Source organism: Lelliottia sp. GFLA7 (assembly GCF_056490165.1).
In genome coordinates this window covers 129,956-149,452 of the sequence record NZ_JBWLAQ010000004.1, presented here as the reverse complement: position 1 = coordinate 149,452, position 19,497 = coordinate 129,956, and the positions used below count along the sequence as shown (strand labels likewise).

General features: G+C 53.6%; 16 protein-coding genes and 1 pseudogene. 11 read left to right on the top strand and 6 right to left on the bottom strand.

Translation table 11 applies throughout. The annotated features are described in order from the left end of the window. Positions 1-86: 86 nt before the first annotated feature. Positions 87-1,349 (top strand): diaminopimelate decarboxylase, encoded by a 1,263-nt coding sequence (gene lysA, locus AC07RN_RS13725; RefSeq protein ID WP_478336620.1) that lies wholly within the window; start codon positions 87-89, stop codon positions 1,347-1,349. Here the strand turns inward: lysA and AC07RN_RS13720 are convergent. Next, positions 1,341-2,357, bottom strand: a complete 1,017-nt coding sequence (locus AC07RN_RS13720) for a LacI family DNA-binding transcriptional regulator (RefSeq protein WP_235133986.1) — start codon at positions 2,355-2,357, stop codon at positions 1,341-1,343. The genes lysA and AC07RN_RS13720 overlap by 9 nt on opposite strands. 300 nt (positions 2,358-2,657) lie before the next feature. Here AC07RN_RS13720 and AC07RN_RS13715 point away from each other — a divergent pair, with 300 nt between their 5' ends. The 4 genes from AC07RN_RS13715 to AC07RN_RS13700 all read left to right on the top strand — a co-directional run bounded on the left by AC07RN_RS13715 (position 2,658) and on the right by AC07RN_RS13700 (position 6,774). Continuing rightward, entirely contained in the window at positions 2,658-3,995 is a 1,338-nt protein-coding gene (locus AC07RN_RS13715; RefSeq protein ID WP_478336619.1) for a PTS sugar transporter subunit IIC, read from the top strand. A gap of 7 nt (positions 3,996-4,002) precedes the next feature. Beyond that, positions 4,003-5,430 (top strand): glycoside hydrolase family 1 protein, encoded by a 1,428-nt coding sequence (locus AC07RN_RS13710; RefSeq protein ID WP_478336618.1) that lies wholly within the window; start codon positions 4,003-4,005, stop codon positions 5,428-5,430. A 97-nt stretch (positions 5,431-5,527) separates the two neighbouring features. Continuing rightward, positions 5,528-6,301, top strand: a complete 774-nt coding sequence (locus tag AC07RN_RS13705) for a GntR family transcriptional regulator (protein ID WP_133631306.1) — start codon at positions 5,528-5,530, stop codon at positions 6,299-6,301. Beyond that, complete coding sequence (locus AC07RN_RS13700) at positions 6,298-6,774, top strand: GNAT family N-acetyltransferase (RefSeq protein WP_407439372.1); 477 nt, start codon at positions 6,298-6,300, stop codon at positions 6,772-6,774. Before AC07RN_RS13705 ends, AC07RN_RS13700 begins: the two co-directional genes overlap by 4 nt. On the opposite strand, the gene galR is transcribed toward AC07RN_RS13700, so the two are convergent. Next, positions 6,735-7,751 (bottom strand): HTH-type transcriptional regulator GalR, encoded by a 1,017-nt coding sequence (gene galR / locus AC07RN_RS13695; RefSeq protein WP_478336617.1) that lies wholly within the window; start codon positions 7,749-7,751, stop codon positions 6,735-6,737. The two genes, AC07RN_RS13700 and galR, sit on opposite strands and share 40 nt — an antisense overlap. A 622-nt stretch (positions 7,752-8,373) precedes the next feature. On the opposite strand from galR, the gene aas reads away from it, so the two are divergent. Together aas and lplT are read left to right on the top strand one after the other, a co-directional pair. Continuing rightward, a complete protein-coding gene (aas, locus tag AC07RN_RS13690; RefSeq protein WP_478336616.1) occupies positions 8,374-10,533 on the top strand; it encodes a bifunctional acyl-ACP--phospholipid O-acyltransferase/long-chain-fatty-acid--ACP ligase in 2,160 nt (719 codons plus the stop codon). Beyond that, positions 10,526-11,719, top strand: a complete 1,194-nt coding sequence (lplT, locus tag AC07RN_RS13685; RefSeq protein ID WP_478336615.1) for a lysophospholipid transporter LplT — start codon at positions 10,526-10,528, stop codon at positions 11,717-11,719. Before aas ends, lplT begins: the two co-directional genes overlap by 8 nt. A gap of 78 nt (positions 11,720-11,797) precedes the next feature. Here lplT and AC07RN_RS13680 read toward each other — a convergent pair whose 3' ends face one another. The 4 genes and pseudogenes from AC07RN_RS13680 to AC07RN_RS13665 form a co-directional block, all read right to left on the bottom strand. Further along, positions 11,798-12,838: an NADP(H)-dependent aldo-keto reductase gene (locus AC07RN_RS13680; RefSeq protein ID WP_478336614.1), complete on the bottom strand. Its 1,041-nt coding sequence runs from the start codon at positions 12,836-12,838 to the stop codon at positions 11,798-11,800. Positions 12,839-12,979: 141 nt separating this feature from the next. Next, positions 12,980-13,198 (bottom strand): lipoprotein YgdR, encoded by a 219-nt coding sequence (ygdR, locus tag AC07RN_RS13675; protein WP_015960267.1) that lies wholly within the window; start codon positions 13,196-13,198, stop codon positions 12,980-12,982. Positions 13,199-13,327: 129 nt separating this feature from the next. Continuing rightward, entirely contained in the window at positions 13,328-14,020 is a 693-nt protein-coding gene (gene mutH, locus AC07RN_RS13670) for a DNA mismatch repair endonuclease MutH (RefSeq protein WP_478336613.1), read from the bottom strand. A gap of 151 nt (positions 14,021-14,171) precedes the next feature. Next, positions 14,172-14,261: pseudogene (locus tag AC07RN_RS13665) on the bottom strand (hypothetical protein); the annotation flags it as partial. 442 nt (positions 14,262-14,703) lie between these two features. On the opposite strand from AC07RN_RS13665, the gene rppH reads away from it, so the two are divergent. The 4 genes from rppH to thyA all read left to right on the top strand — a co-directional run bounded on the left by rppH (position 14,704) and on the right by thyA (position 19,374). After that, entirely contained in the window at positions 14,704-15,234 is a 531-nt protein-coding gene (rppH, locus tag AC07RN_RS13660; protein ID WP_015960265.1) for an RNA pyrophosphohydrolase, read from the top strand. Between the two features lie 12 nt (positions 15,235-15,246). After that, a complete protein-coding gene (gene ptsP / locus AC07RN_RS13655; protein WP_015960264.1) occupies positions 15,247-17,493 on the top strand; it encodes a phosphoenolpyruvate--protein phosphotransferase in 2,247 nt (748 codons plus the stop codon). Positions 17,494-17,700: 207 nt separating this feature from the next. Further along, complete coding sequence (gene lgt, locus AC07RN_RS13650) at positions 17,701-18,573, top strand: prolipoprotein diacylglyceryl transferase (protein ID WP_015960263.1); 873 nt, start codon at positions 17,701-17,703, stop codon at positions 18,571-18,573. Between the two features lie 6 nt (positions 18,574-18,579). Continuing rightward, positions 18,580-19,374: a thymidylate synthase gene (thyA, locus tag AC07RN_RS13645; protein WP_478336612.1), complete on the top strand. Its 795-nt coding sequence runs from the start codon at positions 18,580-18,582 to the stop codon at positions 19,372-19,374. Positions 19,375-19,497 lie beyond the last annotated feature (123 nt).

Here is a 19,497-nt window from a genome sequence, read left to right as displayed (position 1 = left end):
TTGCATAGACTCGCGATAAAACGATATTTTTTATTGTCTGTAAGCTGTGGCGTAATGTTAAAAAATGCCGTTATCTGGAGAACACCATGCCACGCCCACTCAACAATACAGAAACTGATCTGAACGCTGAGAATTTGCTGCGACTGCCTGCCGAATTCGGCTGCCCGGTCTGGGTTTACGATGCGCAGATCGTTCGCGAAAAGATCGCCGCCCTGCATCAGTTTGACGTGGTGCGTTTCGCCCAGAAGGCGTGCTCAAATATTCATATTCTGCGTCTGATGCGTGAGCAGGGCGTTAAAGTTGATTCTGTTTCGTTGGGCGAAATTGAACGTGCGTTGGCAGCCGGATACGATCCACAGGCCGACAGCGATGCGATTGTCTTTACCGCAGACCTGATTGATAGCGCCACGCTGTCGCGCGTGCATGAACTGCAGATTCCGGTAAATGCCGGTTCTGTGGATATGCTGGAACAGCTTGGGCAGGTTTCGCCGGGTCATCGCGTGTGGTTGCGCGTCAATCCAGGTTTTGGTCATGGTCACAGTCAAAAAACCAATACCGGTGGGGAAAACAGCAAACACGGCATCTGGTATGCCGATCTGCCTGCCGCGCTGGCGGTATTGCAGCGCTACAATCTGACACTTGTCGGCATTCACATGCATATCGGTTCTGGCGTTGATTACACGCATCTGGAGCAAGTGTGCGGTGCTATGGTGAATCAGGTGATCGAATTCGGTCAGGATCTGGAGGCGATCTCGGCGGGCGGCGGCTTGTCGATCCCGTATCGCGAAGGCGAAGAGGCGATCGATACCGATCACTATTACGGTCTGTGGAGTGCCGCGCGCGACAAAATTGCTGCTCATCTTGGGCATGCGGTCAAACTGGAAATTGAACCGGGTCGTTTCCTGGTGGCGGAATCGGGCGTGCTGGTGGCGCAGGTCCGCAGCGTCAAAGCGATGGGCAGCCGTCATTTTGTGTTGATCGACGCAGGTTTTAACGATCTGATGCGACCGTCAATGTATGGCAGCTATCACCACATTTCGGCGCTGGCAGCGGACGGGCGCGATTTAACGCAGTCCCCGCTGGTGGATACCGTTGTGGCGGGGCCGCTGTGCGAATCGGGTGATGTGTTCACCCAGCAGGAAGGCGGCAAAGTCGAAACCCGCGCGCTGCCTGTTGTTCAGCCTGGTGACTATCTGGTGCTGCACGATACCGGCGCGTACGGCGCGTCGATGTCGTCTAATTACAACAGTCGTCCGCTGCTGCCAGAAGTGCTGTTTGATCACGGCGTGGCGCGACTGATTCGTCGTCGCCAGACCATTCAGGAGCTGCTCGCGCTCGAGCTATTTTGAGACGAAATACGGCCCTGTCGTCACCGAATCACGCAAAACCAGCGTACCGGTAAACGGTGGGATCGTTTCGACCGGCTGGTTATTTGCCAGCCGGATCGCCTGATCGATGGCCGTGACAATCATGCTGTCGATCGGCAAATAAACCGATGAGAGCGCAGGCTCCAGCCATTTTGCGCAGGGCGCATCATCGAAGCCAAACAGCGAAATATCCTGTGGAATACGCAGCCCCGCCTGATGCAACGCCTTTGATGCCCCAAGCGCCATGTCGTCGTTACAGGCAAACAGTGCGCTAAACGGCGCGTTCTCACTGAGCAATTCCCGACACAGTTCATATCCCTGCGTCATGCCCGCATCGCCGTACTTCACACGACGATCGTCCCAAACAATTCCATGCTTTTCCAGCGCCTTACGATACCCCATCAGGCGTGCTTTACCCGTTGGTGTATGAATTGGCACGGTCATACAGGCGATCTCGCGATGACCCTGACTGATTAAATAATCAACCGCTTTAAAGGCCGCGTCTTGTTGTTCAAAGAACACGCAGCGATCCGCCGCCTGAGCGACTTCGCGGTTAATCACCACCAGCGGGGTTTGCACGGTGTGGATCAGCTTCATGATCGCTTTTTCGCTCATGTAGCGGGTGTAAAGCACGATAGCGTCGCACCGGCGATCCGCCAGCATTTGCACCGCTTGTTCTTCTTGCTCAGGTGCATCATGGCCGTCGGTGACAATCAGCTGTTTGCCGTGGGTTTCCGTCTGTCGCGACGCCTGTTGCAGCAGGCGACCAAAATAGAACCCGTCAAATGTCGACACCACCAGACCAATGCTGTTGCTGGTCTGGTTCGCCAGTGATTGCGCGAGAAAGTTCGGACGATAGCCTAGCTCCTCCATCGCTTTAAACACTTGCTGACGCGTACTCTCTTTTACCTGACCTGTGCCGTTCAGCACGCGCGAAACGGTCGCTTTCGAGACACCCGCGCGTAATGAGACATCCAGCATTGTTGCCATTAGAAATTCCTGCTCTCACGTAATCGTCATGAGTTTATCACACAGAGTGAAAGGGATAAGCGGGACGGGGGAGCGAAAAGCCCTATCAGGATCACGCTTTCTGGCAACGGTTCGCCACTTCAGCATAAAACCGGGTAAGTGGTATGCCAAAGTGGTGAAAAATCATGATTTGGAATACCTCTTAGCGCAGTGAGAGCTCAATCACAGAACGATCCGGCGTGGGCGACTATTTTTGGTATGCCAATAGTATCCGGCTGTACACCTTATTCTATAAAAGCCCTTTTACTGAGGTATTACCCTATGGCTTTACAGGAAAAACTGATCAACTCTCTGGGCAGTTTCGCCACCACCTTCAATAGCTTTCGCTACATCATGGCGATCAAATCCGCCTTCATTACCCTCATGCCCGTCATCATCGTTGGGGCATTTTCGGTACTGATTTCCAACATGGTTCTGGATCCAAAAAACGGGTTAGCCAGCTTTGAATCGCTCTCTTTTCTGGCCGCATTAAAGCCGATAACCAGCGCCCTGAACTACGCCACGCTGAACTTCCTGAATATCGGCGCGGTGTTTCTTATTGGTATTGAGCTGGGGCGTATTAACGGAATTAAATCGTTATTCCCAGGCCTTTTGGCAGTGATCTGCTTTATTTGCGTCACGCCAACCACCGTCGAAATGCTGGTGGATGGTGAAATGCACGTGGTGAAAGACGTGCTGCTGCGCCAGTTCTCTGACACCCGCAGCCTGTTTCTCGGCATGTTCATCGCCATTCTTTCCGTTGAGGTTTACTGCTGGTTGGAGAATCGCAACGGCCTGAAAATCAAAATGCCGGACACCGTGCCGCCTAACGTGGCGGCGTCGTTTTCCGCGCTGATTCCGGCCATTATCACCACCGCCGCGATTGCCACATTTGGCTTTGTTTTCCACCAAATCACCGGCATGTACCTTTACGACGCGGTTTATCAGGTGGTTCAGCAGCCGCTGGAACGTGTGGTGCAAAGCTTGCCGGGCATCCTGCTGCTGATGTTTGTGGCGCAGCTTTTCTGGGTGATCGGGATCCACGGCAATCAGATGATCAAGCCGATCCGCGAGCCGCTGCTGCTGGGAGCGATCACCGTCAACATGACGGCATTTGAGCAGGGCAAAGAGATCCCGAACATTATCACCATGCCGTTCTGGGATGTGTATATGAGCATCGGCGGATCGGGGCTAACCATCGGCCTGCTGATCGCGGTGATGATCGGCACCAAGCGCAAAGAGATGCGTGAGATTGCCAAGCTCTCGATCGGCCCTGGGATCTTCAACATCAACGAGCCCGTGATCTTCGGGATGCCGATCATGCTGAACCCGATTCTGGCCATTCCCTTCATCATCACGCCGCTGGTGACCGGTTCGATTGGCTATTTCGCTACGGTGACCGGTTTCGCGGGTAAAGCCGTGGTGATGGTGCCCTGGACGACACCGCCGCTGATTAACGCCTGGCTGTCAACGGCAGGCTCGATGGGCGCTGTGGTCACGCAATTTATCTGCATCATCACCGCTGTGCTGATCTATTTGCCGTTTGTGAGAATCGCCTCGCGCCGCGCGGAACAAGCGGCCCTGCTGGCGCAAAGCCAGCAAGCGACCAACAACGCATGAGGATGTCATGAGCATAAAAAGTATTGCGATACCGCCGGATTTTATTCTGGGTGCAGCAGCGTCCGCCTGGCAGACGGAAGGCTGGAGCGGAAAAAAAGAGGGTCAGGATTCGTGGATCGATCTCTGGTACAAAAACGATCGTCACGTCTGGCATAACGGTTTTGGACCGGCGGTCGCGACCGATTTCATCAATCGCTTTCGTGAGGACGTGGCGCTGATGAAGCAGGCCGGACTCACGCACTACCGCACGTCAATCAACTGGTCACGTTTTCTGACGGACTATGAAAACGCGACCGTTGATGAAGAGTACGCCGCGTATTACGACGCGCTGTTCGACGAAATGCACCGGCAGGGCATCGAACCGATGATCTGCCTCGAGCATTACGAACTGCCTGGCGTTTTGCTGGAAACCTACGGGGGCTGGGCGTCGAAACATGTCGTCGAGCTGTTTGTACGTTATGCGGAAAAGGTGTTTGAACGCTACCACGCAAAAGTCACGCGCTGGTTTACCTTCAACGAGCCAATCGTTGTGCAAACGCGGGTCTATCTGGATGCGCTGCGTTGGCCCTACGAACAGAACACTCACACCTGGATGCAGTGGAATCACCACAAAGTGCTGGCGACGGCGAAAGTGGTGAAGCTTTTTCACGAGAAGGGCTATCACGGAACGGTGGGCTGTATTCTCAATCCAGAAGTCACCTATCCGCGCTCTCAGGAAGCGCATGATGTACGCGCCGCTGAACGCTACGATCTCTTTTACAACCGCGTTTTCCTCGATCCGTTTGTGCACGGGCGCTATCCGCAGGAGCTGTTCACGCTGCTGGAGCAGCATCAGGTGCAGTGGGAATACACGGCGGAAGAGCTGGCGATCATCGCGGAAAACACCGTCGATGAGCTGGGGATCAATCTTTATTATCCCCATCGCGTTAAGGCGCCGTCGCGGGCGTGGCATCCCGAGACGCCTTTCCATCCGGCATATTATTACGAGCCCTTCGAACTGCCGGGACGCAGGATGAATAAATCCCGTGGCTGGGAGATTTATCCGCGCATTATTTACGACATGGCGATGCGCATTAAAAACGAGTATCGCAACATTCCGTGGTTTGTAGCGGAGAGCGGCATGGGCGTGGAAAACGAAGCGCAGTTCCGCAACCGTGACGGCGTGATTGAAGACGATTACCGCATTGATTTTATCAGCGAGCATCTCTATTACACGCTGTTGGCACGGGAAGAGGGGGCAAACTGTCACGGCTATATGCTGTGGGCCTTTACCGATAATGTTTCACCAATGAACGCCTTTAAAAATCGCTACGGGCTGATTGAAATCGACCTGGAAAATAATCGCGCGCGCCGGGCGAAAAAATCCGCATCGTGGTTCCGGCAGCTTCGCGATGAGCGCAGGCTGACGCTCACTGTCGAAGATGAATGGAAATAGGCTCTCTCGGCGAGGGTTCTGGTAAAATAGCGTCCAGAGTGGCCGGGGAAGGATGCCCGGCCTGAGTATTCATTCCTAAGTAAGTGCAGGTGATATTGTGGAGAAGGCCGTTGTTCCGCCGGAAAAAAAGCAGTACCAGGAAATTGGCGAAGATTTACGCACGCAAATCATTCAGGGGCACTATCCTGTTGGCTCGCGTCTGCCACCTGAGCGCAATATTGCCGAGACTTACGGCGTAAGCCGCACGATTGTGCGTGAAGCACTTCTGATGCTGGAACTACAAGGAACGGTGGATATTCGCCAGGGTTCCGGCGTCTACGTAATGCGTATTCCCGAAGAACACGAAAACGAAGAAGAGCGTTTTTTAAGTAGCGATGTCGGCCCGTTCGAGATTTTACAGGCACGTCAGTTGCTTGAAAGTAATATTGCCGCCTTTGCGGCGAAGATGGCGACGCGCGCGGATATCGACAATTTGCGCCGCATTATTGAACAAGAGCAGCGCGCGATTGCCGCCAACGATAATAGCCAGGACAACAATAAAATGTTCCACCTGGTGTTGGCGGGCGCTACGCAAAACCAGATGCTGCTCGCAACCGTGGAAAGCGTCTGGCATCACATGGACAGCAGCCCGCTGTGGCAGCAGTTTAACGTCCACATCGCCAGCCGCGCGTATCGGCTGAAATGGCTGGGTGACCGGCAAACTATTCTGGCGGCGCTGCGTCGTCGCGACGTGATGGGGGCGTGGCAGGCCATGTTCCAGCATCTCGAAAACGTTAAAAAGAGCCTGCTTGAACTGTCCGATGAAGACGCACCGGATTTTGACGGCTATCTCTTCGAATCTGTCCCCCTGTTCCAGGGAAAAATGGTATGACGATTCTGCCGCTGTATGCCGTTGCACATCACGCAGAGCAAGTGACCGACTGGATCTGGCAGGCTTTCGGCGACGGTTTACCCCGCGAATTTTTTGCCAGTATCGTCACCCATAGCCAACAGCCAGATGCACTTCCCATCACGTTTGTGGCTGTTGAGGGCGAACAGCTGTTAGGCACGGTGGGGCTTTGGCGCTGTGATTTAATCACGCGCCAGGATCTTTATCCGTGGCTGGCCGCGCTGTATGTCGATGAATCGGCGCGGGGAAGAGGGCTGGCGGGGAAATTACAGGAATATGTGATGGCTTATGCCGCTCGCGCCGGCTATTCCGAGCTGCATCTTTGGTCAGCCTGCCGTAACTTTTATGAGCGTTACGGCTGGCATGACATCGGTGATGCGCTGGAATATCCGAATAAAACGGTCCATCTCTATCGTTATTCGCTGACGGGATCCGCTGGGCTTACAACGGAGTGACGGCGCACCAGCGTCGGGCTGAACAAGTGCGTAATATCCGGCAGAGGGCGTTGATCGGCGAGCGCGAGCGCCAGTTCAGCCGCCTGGGTTGCCATGGTCACTATCGGATAGCGCACAGTGGTTAAACGCGGACGAACGTAGCGCGCAACCAACACATCATCGAAACCAATCAACGAAATTTCGGCTGGCACATCAATGCCATTATCGTTGAGTACGCCCATGGCACCCGCGGCCATCGAGTCGTTATAGGAGGCCACGGCGGTAAAGTTGCGCCCGCGCCCTAAAAGCTCGGTCATCGCATGTTCACCGCCGCTCTCATCCGGTTCACCATAGGCGACCAGCCGATCGTTACAGGGCAGGCCGCTTTCGCGCAACGCATCGTAGTAACCGCGCAGACGGTCTTCTGCATCTGAAATCTGGTGATTGGAACAGAGATAGCCGATGCGGGTATGGCCTTGCTGAATGAGATGACGCGTGGCGAGCCAGGCACCGTAACGGTCGTCAAGCGCAACGCAGCGTTGCTCATAGCCAGGAATAATGCGGTTGATGAGCACCATGCCAGGGATTTGCTTCATAAGATGCAGCAGTTCAGCATCGGGCAGGACTTTGGCGTGGACTACCAGCGCCGCACAGCGATGGCGAATCAGCTGTTCAATGGCCTTGCGTTCTTTTTCTTCGTTGTGATAGCCATTACCGATCAGTAAAAAATTGCCCGTCTGGTAAGCCACCTGCTCGACGGCTTTGACCATCGCGCCGAAAAACGGGTCAGATACGTCACCCACCACCAGGCCAACCGTCTCAGTCGATTGCTGCGCAAGCGCGCGGGCATTGGCGTTGGGATGATAATTCAGCGTTTCCATTGCGCTCTGCACTGCCTGGCGGGAAGCGTCGCTGGCTTTCGGTGAGTCGTTAATGACGCGCGAGACAGTCGCGACGGAAACACCGGACAGACGGGCCACATCCTTTATTGTCGCCATTTAATACCTTCTTTTGGGGGGTAAGCGTTTACACACTCATCAGTGTTGCGGAAAAGCGAGGTGCATTCAAGGGCTGTGCGTGAAAGGCCGTCGCAAACGTGATGCAGAACATGAGAAATCGGTGTAATCGTTACATGGCCAGACGTATCAGAATAATATTAAACGGAACCTTTAGTTACACTTTGCGGCACGCTGTTGCGATTGTCCGCTGGCGGTGATTATCAGCGTATTGCTACAGTCGAGATCCCAGAGGTATTGATAGGTGAAATCAGCTCCGGTTGATTAACACGATTTGCACCAACCTGCGTCCATACGCAGGTTTTTTTTGCCTGTAACTTCAATATGTAACAGCAATCGATAATTTTCACACCTGGTTGCACTTAGGCTCATTCACTTGCGTTTTCCCACTGGCAAAGCGCGGGGCTAACAACCACAATCAAGATCCCAGAGGTATTGATTGGTGAGAATTCTAAGTACGGAATCGTACTCATCTCTTGCACCAGCCTGCGCAGATGCGCAGGTTTTTTTTCGCCCCGAATAAGCTGTCGCCCCTCCTGCACTTCTCGTGTAATCTGCCACAATTTAGCGTAACGCCAATTATTGACAGGCAAAGGGAGTTGAAATGCTATTTGGGTTCTTCCGTACCTTATTTCGTATCCTCTTTCGCATCCGCCTGACGGGTGATACCCAGTCACTGCAAGGCGATCGCGTCCTTATCACCCCAAACCATGTTTCCTTTATCGACGGGATCCTGCTGGCCCTTTTCCTGCCTGGACGTCCGGTGTTTGCGGTGTACAGCTCTATCAGCCAGAAGTGGTTTATGCGCTGGCTTGCGCCGCTGGTTGACCTTGTCCCGCTCGACCCCACAAAACCGATGATGATTAAGCATCTGGTTCGCCTGATTGAACAGGGGCGGCCGGTGGTGATATTCCCGGAAGGCCGTATCTCAGTGACGGGTTCACTGATGAAAATCTACGACGGTGCCGGTTTTGTTGCGGCCAAGTCGAAAGCGACAGTTGTTCCGTTGCGTATTGAAGGCGCTGAACTGACCTATTTCAGCCGCCTGAAAGGGCTAGTGAAGCAACGGCTGTTCCCGCAAATTACGCTCCACATTCTGCCGCCAACAACGCTGCCCATGCCTGACGCCCCGCGCGCTCGCGACCGCCGTAAAATAGCAGGGGAAATGCTTCATCAAATTATGATGGAAGCCCGCATGGCGGTGCGTCCGCGTGAAACGTTATATGAAGCGTTACTCTCCGCTCAGGACCGCTATGGCACGCGAAAAAACTGCGTCGAAGATATCAATTTCACACCGGATACGTATCGCAAACTGCTCACCAAGACCCTGTTTGTCGGACGAATTCTTGAGAAATACAGCCAAAAGGGCGAGAAAATTGGGCTGATGCTGCCCAACGCCGGTATCAGCGCGGCGGTGATTTTTGGTGCCGTTTCACGCGGGCGAATTCCGGCAATGATGAACTACACAGCGGGCGTCAAAGGGTTGACCAGCGCCATTACGGCGGCAGAGATCAAAACGGTCTTCACGTCACGCCAGTTCCTCGATAAGGGCAAACTCTGGCATTTGCCGGAGCAGCTCAAGCAGGTGCGCTGGGTTTTCCTCGAAGATCTCAAAGCCGACGTCACAACGGCGGATAAGCTGTGGATTTTCGCCCATCTGCTGGTCCCGCATCTGGCGCAAGTTAAACAGCAGCCGGAAGATGCGGCGATGATTCTTTTTACCTCGGGGTCGGAAGGTCATCCAAAGGGCGTGGTTCACAGCCATAAAAGCATTCTGGCGAACGTTGAGCAGATCAAAACGATCGCTGACTTTACCGCCAAAGATCGGTTTATGTCGGCGCTGCCGCTTTTCCACTCGTTCGGCCTGACGGTCGGGCTTTTTACGCCGTTATTCACGGGTGCGGAAGTCTTTCTGTATCCCAGCCCGCTGCACTATCGGGTGGTGCCGGAACTGGTTTATGACCGCAATTGTACGGTGCTTTTCGGTACGTCGACCTTCCTGGGGCATTACGCGCGCTTTGCCAATCCGTATGATTTCTTCCGCGTACGCTACGTGGTGGCCGGGGCCGAAAAACTGCAGGACAGCACCCGCGAAATTTGGCAGGACAAGTTTGGTCTGCGCATCCTCGAAGGCTATGGCGTAACGGAATGCGCGCCCGTCGTGTCGATCAACGTGCCGATGGCCGCCAGACCGGGCACGGTGGGCCGAATCCTACCCGGAATGGACGCGCGCCTGCTGGCGGTGCCTGGTATTGAAGAGGGCGGTCGTCTGCAGCTCAAAGGGCCAAACGTGATGAACGGCTACCTGCGCGTTGAAAATCCGGGCGTGCTTGAAGCGCCGACGGCGGAAAATGCGGCTGGCGAAGTGGAAACCGGCTGGTATGACACCGGCGATATCGTGCGTTTTGATGAGCACGGGTTCGTGCAAATTCAGGGCCGTGCGAAGCGCTTTGCCAAGATCGCTGGGGAAATGGTGTCGCTGGAAATGGTGGAACAGCTCGCCAATGCTCTTTCTCCCGAGAAGATGCACGCAACGGCGATTAAAAGTGACGCCAGTAAAGGCGAGGCCCTGGTGCTCTTCACCACGGATAGCGAGCTCAAGCGTGAACAACTGCTGCATTACGCCCGTGAACATGGTGTGCCAGAACTGGCCGTGCCGCGCGACATTCGTTACCTGAAGCAGCTACCTGTTTTGGGCAGCGGTAAACCCGATTTTGTGGCGCTGAAAGGCATGGTTGAAGAGGAAGAACATCACGATGCGTGAGTCAGCACACACTAACACTTCGCTCTGGTCGAAGGGCATGATGGCGGTAACGTCCGCCCAGTTCCTGTCGGCCTTTGGCGATAATGCCTTGCTCTTTGCCACCCTCGCACTACTGAAAGCAGAATTCTACCCTGACTGGAGTCAGCCTATTCTGCAAATGGTGTTTGTGGGCGCTTACATTCTTTTTGCCCCGTTCGTCGGGCAGGTTGCGGACAGCTTCCCGAAAGGACGGGTGATGATGTTTGCCAACAGCCTTAAGTTGTTGGGTGCGGCAAGTATCTGTTTCGGCTTCAATCCTTTTATAGGCTACACGCTGGTGGGTATTGGGGCAGCGGCTTATTCGCCTGCCAAATACGGCATTCTGGGTGAGCTAACCACGGGCGATAAGTTGGTCAAAGCCAATGGTCTGATGGAATCTTCGACGATTGCCGCGATTTTCCTCGGTTCTGTTGCCGGTGGTGTGCTGGCAGACTGGCACGTTCTGGCGGCGTTGGGCATTTGCGCCGTGGTATACGCAGGCGCCGTAGTCGCAAACCTGTTTATCCCGACGCTCCCCGTGGCGCGTCCGGGGCAATCCTGGCGATTCACCCCCATGACCTCCAGTTTCTTCAACGCCTGTCGGGTGCTGTGGCGCGATGGCGAAACGCGTTTTTCGTTGATTGGAACCAGCATGTTCTGGGGCGCTGGCGTGACGCTGCGCTTCCTGCTGGTGTTGTGGGTCCCGACAGCGTTGGGGATTACTGACAACGCGACGCCAACGTATCTGAATGCCATGGTCGCTGTCGGGATCGTGGTGGGGGCGGGAGCGGCGGCGAAACTGGTGACGCTGGAAACGGTGAGGCGCTGTATGCCTGCCGGGATTTTGATTGGCGTGGGCGTGCTGTTCTTCTCCCTGCAGCATGCGCTCTTACCCGCTTATGGATTGCTGATCCTGATTGGTATTTTGGGCGGTTTCTTTATCGTGCCGCTCAATGCGTTATTGCAGGAGCGCGGCAAGCATACCGTCGGGGCGGGCAACGCCATTGCCGTGCAGAATCTGGGTGAGAACACCGCGATGCTGCTGATGCTGGGGCTTTACTCGCTGGCTGTCAAAGCGGGGTTGCCGGTGGTGGGCATTGGCGTGGGGTTTGGCGCGCTCTTTGCGCTGGCGATTACCGGGCTGTGGATCTGGCAGCGTCGTCGCTAGCGTGGCGGCCTGATATCGTCATCGTGACCAGAGAGGGAAGAAACTCAAAACGGCAACAGGGTTGCCGTTTTGCTTTTATTACGGTGCAGGGTAAGTGTAAACCTGATGCACTGCTTCAATCTCTGCCAAAACGTCTTCACTCAGCTCAAGATGGAAGCTTTCAATGTTAGTTTTCAGCTGATCCATAGTCGTTGCGCCCAGTAAGGTGCTGGCGACAAACGGCTGGCGGCGTACAAAAGCTAACGCCATTTGTGCCGGGTCAAGCCCATGACGCCTCGCGATGTCGACGTAAGCCGCAACCGCCTTCTGCGTTTGCTCACCGCTGTAACGTGTAAATCGGCTAAACAACGTATTGCGTGCGCCAGCCGGTTTAGCACCATTCAGATATTTACCAGTTAACGTCCCAAAACCCAGGCAGGAATAGGCCAGCAGTTCAACGCCTTCGTACTGGGTCACTTCCGCCAGACCGACTTCATAGCTGCGATTCACCAGACTGTAGGGATTCTGAATCGTCGCAATGCGCGGCAGATCGTGTTTATCTGCCAGATGCAGATAACGCATCACCCCAAATGCCGTTTCGTTCGAGACGCCAATGTAGCGAATCTTACCGGCGCGCTGGCATTCGGTCAGTGCTTCCAGCGTTTCGAGCAGCGTCACGACAGGTGCGCCGTCGCTCCAGCTGTAACCCAGTTTACCAAAGCAGTTGGTTGGACGCTGCGGCCAGTGCACCTGATATAAATCGAGGTAGTCCGTTTGCAGGCGCTTTAAGCTGTCATCCAGCGCGGCGCGAATATTCTTGCGATCCAGAACCTGATTCTGGCGAATACCCGCATCGTTGTTGCGTGAAGGGCCACTCACTTTAGACGCAATGACCAGTTTTTCGCGATTACCGCTCTTCGCCAGCCAGTTGCCAACGTAAGTTTCGGTTAATCCTTGTGTTTCCGGGCGCGGCGGCACGGGGTACATTTCTGCAACATCAATCAGGTTAATGCCCTGGCTGACGGCGTAATCGAGTTGCGCATGGGCATCGGCTTCGCTGTTTTGTTCACCGAATGTCATCGTGCCCAACCCCAGTTGGCTGATCTCCAGAGTGCTGTGGGGGATACGGTGATAATGCATAGCCGGCTTCCTTAGTGTGACATGTAGGCTGCGTCAGGATCGGGAATGGACTCCAGACGGAGGAATATAAACATGGCAGAGGGGAGGCAAAAGGGGAAGAAAAAAATCAAAAAGGCCAGCAAGCGGCTGACCTTTATCTGTTTATCGCTCGATGATTTGCGACACATCGTCGCGATTAATCTGCATTTTATTACCCTGCTGGTCGTTATAACTCACCAGACCGGTATCGTCGTCGACTTCGGGTTTGCCGTCTGTCAGTATCATTCGGCCATCTTTAGTGGCCATGACGTAATCGCTGCTACAACCTGAAACAGCAAACGCTAAACCGACCGCCGAGATTATCACTGCCCATTTTTTCATCGTTATCATCCTCATCTGGCTCGTATCAAATCATAGTGTAGTAATAACCTGAATATGCGCTATGGGGAAGCAGTGAAATCTTAAAAAGCCGGTGATTGAGTTTGATTCACTTCAAACTTCACGTAAAAACTATGTTTTCAACAGGAAGTGGCGAGCCAGCAGGGCGCCCGTGAAGTTCTTTTTTAAATAAAAACCGCGCGGCAGCGTGAGTATCGGTTCGCCACGGGCACCGATGGCTTCGGTAAGCGCTTTGCTGTTAGCCGCTTTCGGACGTAATTGCATAACTTCGCCATGACGCGCCGTTATCCGCTCAACGTGCCCCAGAACGATCATGTCCATTAATTCTTCCCAATCCTGGCAAAGTTGTCGATCTTCCTCTTCGTCAGGGCTCCACAGCAGCGGTGCGCCAACCCGGCGCTCAGCCAACGGGATGGCTCTGTCGCCCTCAATCGGTACCCACAGTACCCGCTTCAGTTTGTGACGGACATGGCTTGTTTCCCAGGTGACGCCAGTATTTCCGGTTAAGGGAGCGACGCAAACAAACGTCGTTTCGAGCGGTTTACCCTGGCTATCGACAGGAATAGTTTTCAGCTCGACGCCCATCGCGGCGAAATCTTGTTCAGGCTTGCTGCCCGCGCTGGCGCCAAGCCACAGTTCTAGTAGTACGCCGATCCAACCCTTATCGCGTTTCAGATCCTGGGGAATTGGCAGTCCTGCCAGAGCGGCTAATTCCCCAAGGGTATGACCGGCCACGCGCTGTGCCTGGTGCAATAATTGCTCTTCGGTTGCAGGAGGAGAGCGGAGTGGACCGAGCGGAAGCATCAATATCAGCCTTTGGTTAAAAAACGAACGACAAAATGAGACCTTGTGGATAGAGTTTACCGATTTCTGAACAGATATGGCAGGGTTATGATTTGTATGTCTTTTTTATTTCAAAAAAGAGCTAAAATAAATTCGAAAACACGGTTGTTCAAAACTGGTCACTGACAATGAACAGGATCTTACACCCACTTATCCACAGAAAAGTGGGATAACTGGGTATAACCCTTACTACTGTTTCGATTTACAGCCTTGACGTGCGACGAAAATCGAATTTTCACACAAAATGTGACTAACTTATTGGCACAATCTGTGGATAAAACCGACGCTGTTCGATCTTTCATCAGCCTTACGATCCTCTCTGTGATAGCGCTCACGCTTTGGTAAGTGACGATCGTTTTTCTGTTTTTAACTTATTAATAAATAATCTTTTTATTTGTGAGTAACGGTTTTGCATTTCCACGCCACAAAATGTTGTCCATCGGTAATTCCATACTTCTTCACAAGTATATCCACAGAAAAAGTGAATAAAATCGTCCTCAATCCTGCCTGTCTGTTTATAACTTGGGTGAAAATTGTGAGTTATTCAAATGTTATTCGGTTGCAGCCCTGTAAGAGAGTGGTTTACCGCCTCACAGTAGTATGAAACAATCATTCATATATAAGGTTTAGTTTGAGGTAGTCCGGTGATTGATGACGATGGCTACCGCCCGAACGTAGGTATCGTAATTTGTAATCGTCAGGGCCAGGTCATGTGGGCAAGGCGATATGGTCAGCACTCCTGGCAATTCCCGCAAGGCGGGATAAATCCTGGAGAGTCCCCAGAACAAGCGATGTATCGGGAGCTGTTCGAAGAAGTCGGCTTAAGCCGAAAAGATGTTCGCATCCTGGCTTCGACCCGCAACTGGTTGCGTTACAAGTTACCGAAACGTTTGGTGCGTTGGGACACAAAGCCGGTTTGTATCGGCCAGAAACAGAAATGGTTTCTCCTGCAATTGGTAAGCAACGACTCTGAAATCAATATGCAAACCAGCAGTACGCCTGAATTTGATGGCTGGCGCTGGGTAAGCTACTGGTATCCTGTTCGTCAGGTCGTCTCGTTTAAGCGCGATGTTTACCGTAGGGTAATGAAAGAGTTTGCAAGTGTTGTGATAGCGTTTCAGGAGGCTCCTCCTAAACCACAAAGCGCACCTGCCTGGCGACGTAAAAGAGGTTAAGCAACGCATATCATGCTCACCCGCTTGCGAGAAATAGTCGAAAAGGTTGCCAGTGCACCGCGTCTCAATGAGGCGCTGGACATCCTGGTGACTGACATCTGTCTTGCGATGGAAACCGAAGTTTGTTCGGTGTATCTGGCCGACCATGATCGACGTTGTTACTACCTGATGGCGACCCGCGGCCTTAAAAAACCGCGTGGTCGCACCGTTGCTCTTGCGTTTGATGAGGGTATCGTCGGCCTCGTAGGTCGACTGGCGGAACCTATCAACCTGGCGGATGCGCAAAAACACCCCAGCTTCAAATATATCCCTTCCGTCAAAGAAGAACGTTTTCGCGCCTTTCTTGGGGTGCCGATTATTCAGCGCCGCCAGTTGCTTGGCATTTTGGTTGTCCAGCAGCGCGAGTTGCGTCAGTTCGATGAAAGCGAAGAGTCATTTCTCGTCACGTTAGCCACCCAAATGGCGGCGATTCTTTCCCAGTCACAATTGGCAGCACTGTTTGGTCAATATCGCCAGACGCGAATTCGCGCGCTGCCTGCATCCCCTGGCGTGGCCATTGCTGAAGGCTGGATGGATGCCACGCTACCGCTGATGGAACAGGTGTATGAGGCTTCAACGCTTGATGCTGTGCTTGAGCGAGAGCGTCTGACGGGGGCACTGGAAGAGGCTTCAAACGAATTCCGACGTTACAGCAAGCGTTTTGCTGCAGGTGCGCAAAAAGAGACGGCGGCCATTTTTGACCTCTATTCTCACCTGCTTTCCGATGCGCGTTTGCGACGTGAACTCTTTGCCGAAGTTGACAAAGGCTCAGTGGCCGAATGGGCGGTGAAGAAGGTTATCGAAAAATTTGCCGAACAGTTTGCGGCATTGACTGATGGCTATCTTAAAGAGCGCGCTGGCGATCTCCGCAGTCTCGGGCAGCGTCTGTTATTCCATCTCGATGACACCAATCAGGGTGAAAACGCCTGGCCGAAACGCTTTGTGCTGGTGGCGGACGAGCTTTCCGCGACGACGCTTGCCGAATTACCGCAGGACAGACTGGCGGGCATCGTTGTGCGCGATGGTGCTGCCAACTCTCATGCCGCCATTATGGTGCGGGCGCTGGGGATCCCTACGGTCATGGGCGCGGACATTCAGCCTGCCGTACTGCAAAGGCGCACGCTTGTTGTTGATGGTTATCGCGGTGAATTACTGGTCGATCCTGAGCCCGTTTTACTGCAGGAATACCAGCGGCTGATCAGCGAAGAAAACGAGTTAAGTAAACTTGCGGAAGATGATGTCAACCTGCCTGCGCAACTGAAAAGCGGCGAGCGGGTCAAAGTGATGCTCAATGCAGGCCTGAGTCCCGCGCATGAAGAAAAGCTCGGGAGTCGCATCGACGGTATTGGTCTGTACCGCACAGAAATCCCCTTCATGTTGCAAAGCGGATTTCCGTCCGAAGAAGAGCAGGTGGCGCAGTATCAGGGCATGTTGCAGATGTTTAACGACAAGCCGGTGACGCTGCGAACGCTGGATGTTGGCGCCGATAAACAGCTGCCGTATATGCCCATCAGCGAAGAAAATCCTTGCCTCGGGTGGCGCGGGATTCGTATTACGCTCGATCAGCCCGAAATCTTCCTGGTTCAGGTTCGCGCCATGCTGCGTGCGAATGCGGCCACGGGCAATCTCAGTATTCTTTTGCCGATGGTCACCAGCCTGGATGAGATTGACGAAGCGCGTCGTTTAATCGAACGTGCAGGCCGCGAAGTGGAGGAGATGATTGGCTACGCGATCCCGAAACCACGTATCGGGGTGATGCTCGAAGTTCCTTCGATGGTCTTCATGATGCCGCAGCTGGCAAACCGCGTCGATTTTATCTCTGTGGGTACCAACGATCTCACCCAGTACATGCTCGCGGTGGATCGTAACAATACGCGCGTTGCGAGCATTTACGATAGCCTGCATCCGGCTATGCTCCGTGCGCTGGCGATGATCGCGCGAGAAGCCGAACAGTACGATATCGATCTGCGGTTATGCGGTGAAATGGCGGGTGATTCGATGTGTGTCGCCATTCTGATTGGTCTTGGCTTCCGTCATTTATCCATGAACGGCCGCTCGGTGGCTCGCGTTAAATACCTGTTACGTCATATCGATTTTGACGAGGCGCAGGAGCTTGCCAGGCGAAGCCTTGAGGCGCAGCTCGCTATAGAAGTTCGTCACCAGGTCGCTGCTTTTATGGAGCGTCGTGGCATGGGTGGCTTGATTCGCGGCGGTCGATAACGACTTTCTTCGTTACCCCGTTCGGCGATCGCTTCGGGGTAAACAAATAAATACTCACCATACTCTATACACATCTTTTACATCTCAACCGCATCCTCCCTGCCAGCCTTATGCTATGATTCGCCACTTTGGAGCGTCGGTTAACGCCGTGCGCGATTCTCTGCCGCTGTTGATTTTCAGCGGAATAACAAGAACTTGTGGTGACAGATGAACAGTGGTTATCTGCATTTTCCGGAATTTGATCCGGTCATATTCTCTATCGGGCCCGTTGCGCTGCACTGGTATGGTCTGATGTATCTGGTTGGTTTCATCTTTGCCATGTGGCTTGCCGGGCGTCGTGCCGGTCGCCCTGGCAGTGGATGGACGAAAAATGAAGTTGAAAATCTGCTGTATGCTGGTTTTCTGGGTGTGTTCCTGGGCGGCCGTATCGGCTACGTGCTGTTCTACAACTTCCCGACATTCCTGAGCGATCCTCTGTACCTGTTCCGCGTCTGGGACGGCGGCATGTCCTTCCACGGTGGCCTGATCGGTGTCATCCTGGTGATGGTGATTTTTGCCAAACGGACCAAGCGTAACTTCTTCCAGGTCGCGGATTTCATGGCACCGCTCATTCCATTTGGTTTGGGGGCGGGTCGTCTGGGTAACTTTATCAATGGCGAGCTGTGGGGCCGCGTCGATCCGAGTGTACCGTATACCATGCTCTTCCCGGCCTCTCGTGCTGAAGACATCGCGCTCTTACCTTCGCACCCGGAATGGCAATCCATTTTCGATACCTACGGCGTGCTGCCGCGTCACATGTCTCAGCTCTATGAGCTGGCGCTTGAGGGCGTCGTGCTGTTTATCATTCTGAATCTCTTTATCCGCAAGCCGCGCCCAATGGGCTCTGTCTCCGGCCTGTTCCTGATTGGTTATGGTGCGTTCCGTATTATCGTGGAATTCTTCCGCCAGCCAGATGCTCAATTCACCGGCGAGTGGGTTCAGTACATCAGCATGGGGCAGATTCTCTCCATCCCGATGATTGTCGCGGGTATCATCATGATGATTTGGGCGTACCGTCGTCCACAGCAACAGCTCTCCTGAGGAACCATGAAACAGTATCTTGAATTGATGAAAAAAGTGCTTGATGAGGGCACGCCGAAAAACGACCGCACCGGAACGGGTACGCTCTCTATTTTTGGCCACCAGATGCGTTTCAATCTGCAAGAAGGCTTCCCACTGGTGACAACGAAGCGCTGCCATTTGCGCTCGATCATTCATGAGCTGCTCTGGTTCCTGCAAGGCGATACTAACGTTGCTTATCTGCGTGAAAACAACGTGTCTATCTGGGACGAATGGGCGGATGAAAACGGCAACCTGGGGCCGGTTTATGGTCACCAGTGGCGCGCATGGCCTACGCCTGATGGCCGTCATATTGATCAGATCACCACCGTGCTCAATCAGCTAAAAAACGATCCAGACTCGCGACGCATTATTGTGTCCGCCTGGAACGTCAGTGAGCTGGACAAAATGGCGCTAGCGCCTTGTCATGCTTTCTTCCAGTTCTACGTTGCCGATGGCAAGCTCTCTTGTCAGCTTTACCAACGCTCTTGCGATGTCTTCCTTGGTTTGCCATTCAACATTGCCAGCTATGCGTTGCTGGTGCATATGATGGCGCAGCAATGCGACCTGGAAGTGGGTGATTTTGTCTGGACAGGTGGCGATACCCATCTCTACAGCAATCACATGGAACAGACGCACCTTCAGTTGACTCGTGAACCGCGGGCTTTGCCGAAGCTGGTCATCAAGCGTAAGCCGGAGTCTATCTTCGACTATCGCTTCGAAGATTTTGAAATTGAAGGCTACGATCCGCACCCTGGCATTAAAGCGCCCGTGGCTATCTAACAAGCGACATCCTTACACAACCGGCGCTAATCAGTGCCGGTTTTTTTTTGCCTGATTTTTGGTTTTACGAGCTGCTTTCAACCCTTTTTGCAACGTCATGCAACACACAAAATAGCGTGGAAA